Source organism: Nostoc sp. (genome assembly GCF_036917615.1).
Classification (GTDB): Bacteria; Cyanobacteriota; Cyanobacteriia; order Cyanobacteriales; family Nostocaceae; genus Nostoc.
Window position 1 is genome coordinate 301,181 of record NZ_JBALCZ010000027.1, and the last position, 12,203, is coordinate 313,383.

Consider the following 12,203-nt stretch of genomic DNA (forward strand, 5'->3'; position numbering starts at 1 on the left):
AATGATGAAAGCTGAAGATATCATGACCAAAGACGTAGTTACCATTCGCGGTTCGGCAACTGTTGCTGAAGCCGTGGGGGTGATGAAGGAAAAAGGATTGCGGGCCCTGGTTGTGGATCGTCGCTATGACAATGATGCTTATGGCATTGTCACAGAAACGGATATTGTCTATAAGGTAACAGCCTACGGTAAAGACCCAAAGCAAGTGCGGGTTTATGAAATTATGAGCAAGCCCTGTATTGTGGTCAATCCTGATTTGGGTGTGGAATATGTAGCGCGGTTATTTGCTAATACTGGTATTCATCGAGCACCTGTGATTCAAGGCAAGCTGTTGGGCATCATCTCAATTACCGACATTTTGACCAAAAGCGACTTTGTGGAAGCGCCAAAAGCGCTACTGCTGGAGGAGAGAATTCAAAAAGCAATTGAGCAGGCTCGTGCTATTTGCACTGAACAAGGTGCTTATTCTAAAGGCTGTGCAGCTGCGTGGGATGAGGTAGAAGAACTCCAGGCAGAAGCAGCTCATCAGAAAGCTGAGGGTATGGTATCAGCCAAAGTCTCTTTTGAAGAATACTGTAAGGAAAATCCAGCTGCACCGGAATGTCGAAATTATCACCCGTAATTGAGGTGTGCGGATGAAGAGGAAGGGGAGGCAGGGAAGTAGAGGGCAGGGGAGAATGATTTGTAACTCTAATTTTGTGTAAATTACCCTCAGACGGCGACAAAGCCCATTCCTTCTAGGTATGGGATTCTTCGCCGCTTGCCATCTTGGTCATTAGTCATTGGTCAATAGTCATTAGTATTACTGAACTTTTAGGAATTGGGTATAACTACTAATGACTAATAACTAATGACTAATGACTTCGATTTCCCTCCGGCTTCAAGCCGGGGGATGAGTTAAAGCAATTTTCAGGTATTTAGACCACAACTGAGGCGGGGAGTAGGAAGTAGGGAGTGGTGTAGTTCAATTACTTGAAAAGCGCTGTAAAATTCGTTTTTTACTCGCGAGCGAGTCTTTTTTACTCGTGAATGAGTCTTTGATACTCGTGAGCGAGTCTTTTTTACTCATTTCCCCTACCTCCCCTACCTCCCCTGCTTCCTGCTTCCACTTCCTCAATTTACCGTTTGGCAACTCGGATCAATAAGAATAGACCTATTCCCAAAAAAAGAAAGTTGGGCAACCAAGCCCCCATAAAGGGAGAGAGGACACCTGCTTGCGCGATCGCACCACCAATAAAGAAAATTAAGTAGTACGAAAATATAACTACAACGCTAATCCCAAAGCTGGTGCCTCTTCCAGTTCGCTGAGGTATGCTTCCCATAGCTGCACCTACCAAGCCAAAAACTACACATACAAAAGGTAAAGAGATTTTTTGTTGAATCCGCACTTCGAGTTTACGAATTTTTTGGCGATCGCCACCGAGAAGTTCCACTTGTAGTTGATCTAGTGCTTCAGCAATATTCATCTCACCATAATCGCGGCTTTTTTCTGCCAGACTTAATGGCGTGCGCGGTAGTTGCAGTTGTTGATGTTCAAATCTGACAATGTTGCGATAAGAGCGATCAGCAGCGACAAAATAGATCGTGCCGTTGTAAAAATCCCAGACATTTTGAGAAGCATTCCACTGGGCAGATTCTGATACCACAATTTGATTCAGACCTTTTGTTGAGCGGTCTATAATCGTCAAACCTTTCATCCGCTTACCATCAAATTGGTCGGCGTAAAACAAGCGGATCAATATCCTATTCTTAGAGCCATCCGGCTGGGCAGCATCCTGGTATTCAGGATAGAAAATATTTTGCTGTTTCAAAATTGGCTTGTCTGATTTCAGGGCTTTATCCAGAGTCATTGCCGCTTGGTAATTTGCTGCTGGTGCAATTTGTTCGTTAAACACAAATGTCATTCCTGTAACCACAAGACTCAACATCACAGCAGTTAGCACCATGCGATAGACGCTGACACCACAACCACGCAGGGCAATTAATTCGCTCTCGCTAGAAAGACGACTGTAGGTCATCAAAGTAGCCAGCAGCGTAGACATGGGGAAGGCTAAAACGATAAAATTGGGAAATTTTAACAAAAAAACTTGAATCGCAATGTCTATAGGTAGCCCAGATTCTACGATTTTTCTGATGAGATCAAATACAGCATCAATAGTGACACCAAGTGATGAAAAAGCTCCGACACCAAAGAAAAACGGCGCTAACAATTCGCTGGCAAGGTAGCGATCCATGATCGTAAAAGGCAGCAGCGAATGGAGACTGTAGAAAGATGTGAGCTTCTTTGATATCATAAGCAACTTTAAAGGATGTTTTAAAAGTATTAAGCGAATATAATTTGCTACTACACAAGCAAAGTCTACCTTTTCTGCGGAATGCTACGCGAACGTGGACTCATACAAAATCAAGGGTTTGCTAACCTGCTGAGGCGGGTTTTGTCTGTATAGCCGCGACTTCTAGTTGCCCATGTGAGTAATAAATTAGACTTGATAAACATCCTCTTAAAAGTTAAAAATTGGCAACCCTGGCAAAGCATATGTTTAATATCAAAATTAAATTCTCAATAGCTGAGAAAGCAAAATGAAATTAATTAAGAAATTTATGCTTAAAAATAAACAATAAAATAGCCTTTGAAATTATTAACTAAATAATTGTTAATTTAGACTTGAAAATTATCCCCTAAATAATATTGCCGCACGAGGGGGTTGCTGTAGAGTTCGTCAGCAGCACCAAAAGCGAGAATTTGTCCCTCGCGCATAATGTAAGCACGATCAGTGATAGCCAGGGTTTCGCGGACATTATGATCTGTAATTAAGATTCCCATGCCGCGATCGCGCAGTTGTGCGACAATTTGCTGAATTTCTGAGACTGCTATAGGATCAACTCCAGCAAATGGTTCATCCAAAAGTAAAAATTTTGGCCCTTCTTGTCCAGCAGCTAAAGATCTTGCTAATTCCGTCCGCCGTCGCTCACCACCAGAAAGTTGAATTCCTTTACTATTAGCTAATTTTTCCAACCGAAACTCTCGCAGTAAAGTTGTGAGTCGTCTTGACCACTCCCATCGTGGCACATTAGTTTGCTCTAGCACTAACAGAATATTATCCTCTACCGAGAGCTGGCGAAACACACTTGCTTCTTGTGCTAGATAACCAATACCCAGTCGTGCCCTTTGATGCATTGGCATTCCCGTAACATCCAGATTACCTAGCCAGACTTTTCCTAGATTGGGTTTTTCTAAACCTGTGGCAATGTAAAAGGTCGTCGTTTTACCAGCTCCATTGGGGCCTAGTAAACCTACGACTTCGCCCTGAGCAACAGAAAGATTGACACGATTGACAATTACTCGCTTGCCGTAAGATTTGTGAATATTCTCTAAAACAATTTTCATTGTTCGCGCCCTTTCTGAATGGTAGATACTAATTAGAACGCTTGAATACTGGTGTCTGTGGGGCAGGTTTCGCAGTTTGTCCATCATTATCTGATTCCTGCACCATGTAGATCGACTCTACCTGACGGTTGGATTGAGGTAAGGCAACAAATCGCCCTTCGTCAATTAAATAGGTTACCTTCTCCGCCCGGATACTGTTACCGCCCTGTTGCAAAATATAGACGTTGCCACTGAAATCAATTCGGCGCTCTTTACTAAAGTACTGTGCTTGGGCAGATGTCGCCTGAATCTGGCGAGCAGGATACAACATTTGCACATTACCGCGAGCGGTGATTACTTGATTTTTAGCGTCATATTCTTGCACATCAGCGCGGATAGTCAGGGGACGATTTTCTCTAGATGTTTGTGCAGTAGCGGTTTGCAGTTGGGTAGGGAAGACAAAAGCGCCCAAGAGTGCAACTGGCAGCATTAAAGCTAATCCAAAGCGACGCATCTGTGATATGGGTAATTGGTAGCAGGGCATCATAGCAATTTGGGATTCACGATTTCAGCTTGCATTCTAATTATCTCAACTACTTTATCCAGATATGAAATATACAATCTGGAGTGATTTCCGATAACTACTAGCTGAAATAGTGACGCTAGCCCTAACCTCAAGGTTTCAGGAAATTTTAGATGAAATCCACTACAGCTTAATATAACGGTGTTAACTTTTTTCGCCACACCCAAGACCTCATTGGTGTCAACTTTAGCCAAAACCTTGATAAAATGTCGTTTCTAGGTCTAGGAAAGAAATCACCTTTTACCCGTTATTATGATGGCGATTTTCACTTGAATGAGGTACACGGGTAGGGGCACAACATGTTATGCCCCTACGAGGATCTGTACTTCACTCGATTGCAAACCGTTATAGAACACCAATTCAGTAATATTTAAATGATAAAAAGCACAAAGGGGATAAGGGGGACAAAGAACAAAAGGAAGACAAGGAAGCAATTTTTCTCCCCAATCTTCCTTGTCTGGCTTCACTTGCTTAAACTTTACTAATCGCTAACTAGCACAATTCTAGGTAAAGATAAGGCTTCATTTTCACCCAAATCACCAGCCGTAATCAAGTCTTGCCCTATTTGTTGTAATGTCGTCAACAACACTGCGCTCTGACTCAATAGTTCATCTACGTCAACACCGCCGTAAGTAGATGGGTAACGCCGCAAGCGATTGCTACCTTCTCCGAGTAGAATAACTGCACCTCGCCAGTTACGATTCTCCAAATGATACAGTGCCACAGCAATTTGGAGAATGCCTTGATAAAAGGTCTTTTCCGGTTCGCCTGCTTCAATCCACAAAGCCTCTAAAGTGTCATGACAGGCGTAGAACTGACCAGAATTGAACTGTTCTACACCTTGCCAAAACTCTTGGGGGATGGTTTCGCTCATCCCATGCTGTCTCGTACTTCTTTGATTGTTTCGAGAGAGATTTCTTGTTTTTCTCCAGCAAACTCGTTGTCAGTGGTGAGGAACAACATGCAATGGCACTCTTTGCGTTCTCTCATTGGCACACAGGGACAGTTCCAATATGTGGCGTGAACCTCAGCCTCTTTATCTTCGTAATGGCGACAGGGACATAAAGGCGCACCTAGTTCGTCTTTATGTTTGGCTAGTCCTTCAATCACAACTGCGGTGACAGAAGGTTCAGAACAGAAGTATGTTCCAGTCCGCTTGGCGTATTGTTCGGAAAAATGCCGCATTGCCTCTAGGCTTTTATCGCTGGATTTTGTGTTAGCTTCTGATGAGATCATGTGGATCGGCGACTCATAATTTAAATATTTCTTTGCATTGTACCTCAGCCTCACTAGGGGATTACTGGGTGTGTTTCCCCAACCTTACCTGCTCAAATTGTTTTACCTTTGCTCAAAGGCTGATATGTCCGGTGTGCTGGGATCAGACAAAATCTCAGAAATCGCAGAAGCTTAACTTGTCAGCAGTTTTTGGGAATTATAAAATTTGAATTGATTTATAAACCTAATGTTTTTTGGAGTTGGGGTTGCAGAGCGCGATTGCTTTGTAAAACTATACCAGGGTGTTCCCAATTGATTACCTCTTGTTCTGCTGGTGAAGAAATATTTGGCCACAAAACCCAGCGACTGCCTTGAGGAAGAGTAGCAAGGCTCAGGGGGTTTTGAGTCAGCCAAATCAAAGGGTAGCTTTTCGGAACTACTGAACTGGCATCTTCTACGGCTGTGGTTGCTGCTAAGGTTTCTAAAACAAAACGCTCGCCTTTGATTAAAGTTGTTGATGCTGTCCATAGTTGCACCTGTAATTGCTGTTTCTGTGCGTAAAAATACAGCGAAGCTGCGGCAATTACTGCTTGTTCAAAGTTTTCTTCTTCCCAATTGCTAGCACTGTCAAGGGCAATAACTATCTCTTGTCCACCTGTCACCATTTCTAACTCCCGCACCCTTAATTCCCCATAGCGGGCGCTAGTCCGCCAGTGAATCAGACGGGTGGGATCTCCAATGCGGTAGGGACGGAGCGATCGCACCAGCCCCGTTGTCGCTGTCTGCAAAGGTCTACCACGAGGATCGCCCCTTTTGCTCTCTTCTTGCCCCATTTCATCTACTAAGGGGCAAGTGGCCAAGGGTAATACTGTCGGATAGACGATCGCCATTGCAGCACAATCACGCTGACGGCGACACCAAAACAATCCTAAAGGCGCACCAGAACCCAGTTCGACTGTGTGCCAACGATAAACGCCCCGGCGCTGGGTAGGGTGGTAATATACCCAACGGTAACTGCCTTGGCTAGGAATTGTTTCTATTGCTTTTTGTACTGGTTTCCCTAAGACGAAGGGCAACATATCTTCGACTTGCAACAAGCTTACAGGCTGCTGTGTCTGATTGCGGATTTCTAATTCCACCGTCAGATCATCGCCGGCTGACACAGGTTGGATAGGACGGCGGGAGATGGATAGACCTGTGAGCGATCGCGGCGGTAAGATGGCTGCTACACCCAAAAGGGCAAAACTGATGCCGCTAATGGCGTACAGCCAACCAGCCATCGTATTGATACCTGCTCCAAAAAAACAAATAGCCGTTGCTGCTAGTATCCAACCGCCGTATGCAGGGGCACAAGCGCGAGTTTCTAACCAATTGGTGATCGGTTTGATGATTTTCATGTTTCTTTTTTAACCCAACACCACCTGAAATTCACAGTGTCTCAGGGGTTTGCCAAAAAAGCAAAGCCATAATAGTAGTATTTATGAAGCGTCAAGCAATTTGAAGCGTGCTGGGTTCAGGGGGCGATCGCACTGTAAATCTCTACTGCTAATTGGCGATCGCTTTCTGTAAGAATGCCTGCTGGCTAGCGATGTCTACAACGAGCTATGCTTACGCGCAGTTCATTCAAACGCACATACTGGCGTTGCTAAACCTCATCTAAATCGTGATTTGGTTACTTATTGCTTCGATCTACCAGACAAAGCAGAACTCCTGCATCACAAAGGATTATAGCTCTAGCCCTTGTTGCCGATACTTGTTGAGTAGGAGTTGCTGATAGTTGTTGACTGGTTCAGATAGAAATACGTTTAGGGAATCCACAGCCTCAAACCATTGTGACCATTTCCCCACAAGCGTTTCATCAAGCTGACTGTCAGCAATTTTAACTTGATGTTTGTGGATAACAAAATCAATGAAATCGGTCACTTCTTGCAGGAGTGGTTCGGAAAGTTGCTGCCATTTTGCGATCGCAGTTTCACGAATAGTCATGAGAATAATCCTTTTTCAGTCCTCTTCATTTTGACTCAAGGATTTGACTAAATGTAGGGTAAGGGCGATCGCTTTGTGCAAGAATCTCTACTGGCTAGCGATCTGTCTTTACCAATAACTTGAGGATCTATGGAATTAATGGGCTGACATATCGTATAAATTAATAACTTAATATAGGCTACACCGACACTCTCAAAGAAGATACTGCGCTAGTTGCTCATGAGTAGGAACGTCAGCAGGTAAGAAAGTTTTCAGATCTTCCTTTGATGGTTTGCCTAATGCTGCTAAACGGTTACATTGAATAGCCACACAACGATCAAAGATATTTCTCACAAATCTACCATTTCCAAGTTCTCCAATTTGACGTTCAAATTGATTGACTAAATGACGCACTGCTTCCAGAGTTTTCTTTGACAACAGATAGCCGTGCTGTTCACACCTGACTTTAAAAATCTCGGCTAACTCAGGCGGAGAATAGTCTTCAAAATTAATTGACCTCGCAAATCTGGACTTTAGTCCAGGATTAGATTCAATAAATCGAGACATTTCCCCCTTATATCCTGCAACGATAACCACCAGATCCTCTCTGTGATCTTCCATCATTTTTAAGAGAGTATTAATTGCCTCTTGTCCAAACATATCGCCATGTCCATCTGGAACAAGAGAGTAGGCTTCATCAATAAAAAGTACACCACCTAGAGAAGATTCAACTACTTTTGCTGTTTTGGGCGCTGTTTGTCCTAAGTATTCTGCAACTAAATCAGTCCGGTCTACCTCAAGAAAATGTCCTTTTGATAGAACACCAAGATTTTTGTATATTTCACCTAGAATCCTAGCTACTGTAGTTTTGCCTGTTCCGGGATTTCCCGTGAATACAAGGTGTCTGGTAATTAAAGGAGCTTTTATACCTGCTTGAGCTTGCATCTGGGCTACTTTTGCAATATTTACCAACTCCTGAACAGTAGACTTCACATCACTCAATCCAGTCAATGAGTGAAGCCGCTCTAGACATTCCTGAAGCTCATTAGTGACTACTTTAGGTTCATCAGTATCAATGTGAGGTTTTTTGTCAATCTCTTTGCAAACTTCTGCTGCCCATCCATTGCCTATTTGTTTAATTTCAGTACCTAATAGCTTACGGGCTGTTTTAATTGCATCTTCTTTAGAAGGAGCTTCAGCAAAGAATAAGCAATCCATCTCCAATCGCTTTTTAGGCTTCTCTAGAAAATTATACGCATCATCAATATTACTCCAAGCAGCCCAAAACCAAGAATTGCCTGAAGCACAGACACTAAAAACTGTAGAATTCCACGACATAGACATTAGGCTGTGAACACAACAAGTTATTTAGTGCTATGTTACCCACTTGACTATCAGGATACTCATCTTTTTAATACAACAAAGTAAAAAGCCCACATTAGCGGGCTTTTTAAATTAATCAAGTAACTAAACTTAGCGTTTCGCCAACTTCTTCGACATTTTCCGCAGACGAATTGATTGTGGTGTAACTTCCACCAATTCATCGGGGCCAATGTATTCCAAAGCACGCTCTAGGCTCATGTCTATCGGTGCTTGCAGTTGCACTAATTCATCACTACCAGCGGCGCGGTGATTGGTTAACTGCTTGGTCTTACAGATATTTAGTTCCAAATCTTGGGGACGATTGTGTTCTCCCACAATCATGCCTCTGTAAACCCTTGTGCCAGGAATAATAAAGAATGCTCCCCTATCTTCGGCGTTTCTCATGGCGTAGAAGGTAGAAACACCCTCTTCAAATGAGATTAAAACACCTTTGTTACGGGCTTCAATGTCGCCACTGAGTTGACGGTAGTCTAAGAAGCTGTGGTTCATGATACCTTCGCCACGAGTCATCCGCATGAATTCACCCCGGAAACCAATCAATCCACGGGCGGGAATGACAAACTCTAGTTGGGTGCGATCGCCACTACCTGGTTGCATATCTTGCATTTCGCCTTTGCGTTGTCCGAGGCGTTCAATACAGCTACCCACAGCATCAATAGGAATGTCTAATACCAAGAGTTCATAAGGTTCGCAAGGTTGTCCGTTGACTTCGCGGTAAATAACCTGTGGTTGAGATACCTGAAACTCGAACCCTTCCCGGCGCATGGTTTCAATTAAGATACCCAAGTGGAGTTCTCCCCGACCGGAAACGAGGAATTTATCGGGAGAATCCGTTTCTTCGACACGCAAAGCCACGTTGGTTTCGAGTTCGCGGAATAGGCGATCGCGCACTTGTCGTGAAGTTACCAACTTGCCTTCTTGACCAGCAAAGGGCGAATCATTCACACAGAAGGTCATTTGCAAGGTTGGTTCATCCACTTTAATTAGTGGTAAAGCTTGCGGTTCATTGGGGTCAGTAATCGTTTCCCCAATATAAGCATCAGCGAAACCAGCCACCGCGACAATATAACCTGCGGTTGCTTCTTCCAGGTCTACGCGCTTCAGCCCTTCAAAGCCCATCAGTTTGCTAATTTTACCCTTGACAATGGTGCCATCTTCTGTAACTAAAGCTGCTTGTTGTCCTGAGCGGATAGTACCGTTGTGAATTCTGCCAATAACAATCCGTCCCAGATATTCAGAATAATCTAGGGTTGTGACTTGCAATTGCAGAGGCTTATTGCTGTCGCCCACTGGTGAGGGAACGTGTTGCAAAATTGCGTTAAAAAGAGGTTGCATATCTACCGATTCTGCTTCCAAGCTTTCTTTGGCAAAACCTGCCATACCGGAGGCAAACAGATAGGTAAAATCACACTGGTCTTCATCTGCCCCTAATTCCAAGAACAGATCCAATACTTTATCGACAGCAACGTGGGGGTCAGCTTGACCACGGTCGATTTTGTTGATCACAACGATGGGGCGCAACCCTTTTTCTAAAGCTTTTTTCAGGACAAAGCGTGTTTGGGGCATGGGGCCTTCGTTGGCATCGACAATCAGAAGACATCCGTCAACCATGCCGAGTACTCGTTCAACTTCGCCACCAAAGTCAGCGTGTCCAGGAGTATCAACAATATTAATTAGTGTTTCTTTGTAGCGAACCGCCGTATTTTTGGACAGGATAGTAATACCCCGTTCCCGTTCTAGGGCGTTGGAGTCCATAACGCAATCCGGAACGTCTTCGCCTTCGCGGAAAATGCCGGATTGTTTGAGGAGTGCGTCAACCAGGGTGGTTTTACCGTGGTCAACGTGGGCGATAATGGCGACGTTGCGAATTGGGAGCGTCATAGAAACTTTTGGTGAACTCTAGAGAGGGTTTTGAGATTTACATTTGAATGCTAGGATTTTTTAACAGAATTAGGTATGATTAGCAAAACTCTGTGAAGAACCTTTAACAATTCTAGCGTAATCGTCACAATTGCGGTGAGGTTTGTCAAGGCTGCATCAGACAGAAAGTTAGGCAGGCTGAATTTGTGATTGGCGTTGAATTATTTACCTGATCTTGTTAGAAAGTCTAACTGGGGTAGTTGAAGAGTGGGTAAATGCATGATTAAAACTAGGACTTACGTACAAGTCTACGGAATAACGAACCACAGAGGCGCAGAGGACACAGAGAAATCAGAGTTTGAGAGATATTTTGCGTAAGTCCTAAAAAGTTTTAAGATATGTTTTCTTCCGTAAATTAGTCTGACCTGTGCCATAGTTAAGACCAGCGTCTTGGACTTTGGAATAATGGCTTGGGTATTAGGACAACAATTGCAGAGTGGTAAATACACAATTGAAAAAGAATTAGGTAAAGGTGGCTTTGGTATTACGTATCTCGCCAGAGATGATCTGGGGCGTTATTTTGTGATTAAAACGTTGAATGATAAGGTGCAACGTCGCCCCGATTTTACTAAGTTTCAGCAAGATTTTTTGAATGAGGCGATAAAACTAGCTAAATGTAGTCATCCTCATATTGTGAAAATTGATGAAGTAATCTATGAGAATCCCCTATGGTGCATGGTGATGGAATACATTGCTGGGGAAGATTTAGCCAGTCGAATTGAGAACCAAGGCGTTTTGTCGGAAGCGGAAGCATTACGCTACATTCAGGAGATTGGTGAAGCGCTGATTGTAGTTCACAATAACGGCTTGTTGCATCGGGATCTGAAACCGCAAAATATCATGTTGCGTTCTGGTAACTCTGAGGCCGTGTTAATTGATTTTGGTATTGCCAGGGAATTTACCCCGAATATAACTCAAACTCATACACAAGTTTTATCTGATGGTTTTGCACCAATTGAACAATATGACAAAAGAGCAAAACGGGGTGCTTACACTGACATTTATGCTTTAGCAGCAACACTATATTCTGTGCTAACTGGGGAAATACCAACACTTGCGCCACTAAGAGCTATTGGTACGCCATTGGAAGAACCAAAAAAGATTAATTCTAGTATCAGCGACAAAGTGAACCAGATAATTCTCAAAGGAATGAATATCAAACCAGAGGAACGGCCTCAGTCAGTAAAAGAATGGTTATCACTAATCAGCGCTCAAAACATTAAACCTGATAATATTAATTTTCCTCCTATCAATGTAGTTAGTTCTCCACTGATGGACAAGATTATCAGTGAATTCTATGCTCATGTTGACTATAGTAGTTCCAATGCCGGATTACTTATTCATCATAGAGAGCATCGTAACGATCCGGCATTACACTATCACGTAACTATCTCTGATACTCACGCTTTTAACTTTGGCGGAAATGGGTTTGCTGTGTTCCCTATTCCCAAAAAGGCTCATGTAGCAAAATCAGTAAAATTATTGGATAGGAAAGAAGTTCTCGATAGATGCCTCATTGCTTATCAACTCTTTAAAGACTGGCACTATGGTATTCTCGGATGGAATTGCGAACACTTCGCTAGGCTGGTGACAACTGGTGAAGCCATTAGCTATCAGGTCAAAAAGTCACATTTGGGATTTTTAAATAACAATGGTTATCATACTTTAGCAAAGGAAATGATGGATAAGAGCCAGTAAAAATAATACTAGTTTTAGCACCATCAACTTAGGTATGACAGTTAAAAATATTTTGCTAAATGCTATATAAAC

Annotated in this window: 12 protein-coding genes; 3 read left to right on the top strand and 9 right to left on the bottom strand. The window is 43.1% G+C overall.

From position 1 onward, the window contains the following. The first annotated feature begins 1 nt into the window (after window position 1). A complete protein-coding gene (locus V7K85_RS10860) occupies window positions 2–622 on the top strand; it encodes a CP12 domain-containing protein (RefSeq protein WP_334813430.1) in 621 nt (206 codons plus the stop codon). A 496-nt stretch (window positions 623–1,118) separates the two neighbouring features. On the opposite strand, the gene V7K85_RS10865 is transcribed toward V7K85_RS10860, so the two are convergent. From V7K85_RS10865 to V7K85_RS10890, 6 genes are all read right to left on the bottom strand, one after another. Next, window positions 1,119–2,234, bottom strand: coding sequence for an LptF/LptG family permease (locus V7K85_RS10865; RefSeq protein ID WP_334813539.1), 1,116 nt, complete (start codon window positions 2,232–2,234; stop codon window positions 1,119–1,121). 425 nt (window positions 2,235–2,659) lie between these two features. Further along, window positions 2,660–3,388, bottom strand: a complete 729-nt coding sequence (lptB, locus tag V7K85_RS10870; RefSeq protein WP_334813432.1) for an LPS export ABC transporter ATP-binding protein — start codon at window positions 3,386–3,388, stop codon at window positions 2,660–2,662. Window positions 3,389–3,416: 28 nt separating this feature from the next. After that, entirely contained in the window at window positions 3,417–3,914 is a 498-nt protein-coding gene (locus tag V7K85_RS10875; protein WP_334813434.1) for an LptA/OstA family protein, read from the bottom strand. A 517-nt stretch (window positions 3,915–4,431) separates the two neighbouring features. After that, window positions 4,432–4,824 (bottom strand): DUF309 domain-containing protein, encoded by a 393-nt coding sequence (locus V7K85_RS10880; protein ID WP_334813436.1) that lies wholly within the window; start codon window positions 4,822–4,824, stop codon window positions 4,432–4,434. After that, entirely contained in the window at window positions 4,821–5,186 is a 366-nt protein-coding gene (locus V7K85_RS10885; protein WP_334691180.1) for a ferredoxin thioredoxin reductase catalytic beta subunit, read from the bottom strand. The genes V7K85_RS10880 and V7K85_RS10885 overlap by 4 nt, the downstream gene beginning before the upstream one ends. Window positions 5,187–5,401: 215 nt before the next feature. Beyond that, window positions 5,402–6,562 (bottom strand): DUF58 domain-containing protein, encoded by a 1,161-nt coding sequence (locus V7K85_RS10890; protein ID WP_334813438.1) that lies wholly within the window; start codon window positions 6,560–6,562, stop codon window positions 5,402–5,404. A 49-nt stretch (window positions 6,563–6,611) separates the two neighbouring features. On the opposite strand from V7K85_RS10890, the gene V7K85_RS10895 reads away from it, so the two are divergent. Further along, window positions 6,612–6,734 carry a hypothetical protein gene (locus tag V7K85_RS10895; protein WP_334813440.1) on the top strand — a complete coding sequence of 41 codons (123 nt, stop codon included), beginning with the start codon at window positions 6,612–6,614 and terminating at the stop codon, window positions 6,732–6,734. 156 nt (window positions 6,735–6,890) lie between these two features. Here the strand turns inward: V7K85_RS10895 and V7K85_RS10900 are convergent, their stop codons facing one another. From V7K85_RS10900 to typA, 3 genes are all read right to left on the bottom strand, one after another. After that, window positions 6,891–7,151 carry a hypothetical protein gene (locus V7K85_RS10900; RefSeq protein ID WP_334813442.1) on the bottom strand — a complete coding sequence of 87 codons (261 nt, stop codon included), beginning with the start codon at window positions 7,149–7,151 and terminating at the stop codon, window positions 6,891–6,893. A gap of 192 nt (window positions 7,152–7,343) precedes the next feature. Beyond that, the gene (locus V7K85_RS10905; RefSeq protein WP_334813444.1) at window positions 7,344–8,468 is read right to left on the bottom strand and encodes an AAA family ATPase; all 1,125 of its coding nucleotides are present in this window, start codon (window positions 8,466–8,468) and stop codon (window positions 7,344–7,346) included. A 135-nt stretch (window positions 8,469–8,603) separates the two neighbouring features. After that, complete coding sequence (gene typA, locus V7K85_RS10910) at window positions 8,604–10,394, bottom strand: translational GTPase TypA (protein ID WP_334813446.1); 1,791 nt, start codon at window positions 10,392–10,394, stop codon at window positions 8,604–8,606. Window positions 10,395–10,838: 444 nt separating this feature from the next. On the opposite strand from typA, the gene V7K85_RS10915 reads away from it, so the two are divergent. Further along, window positions 10,839–12,131, top strand: a complete 1,293-nt coding sequence (locus tag V7K85_RS10915) for a serine/threonine protein kinase (protein ID WP_334813448.1) — start codon at window positions 10,839–10,841, stop codon at window positions 12,129–12,131. Window positions 12,132–12,203: the final 72 nt, after the last annotated feature.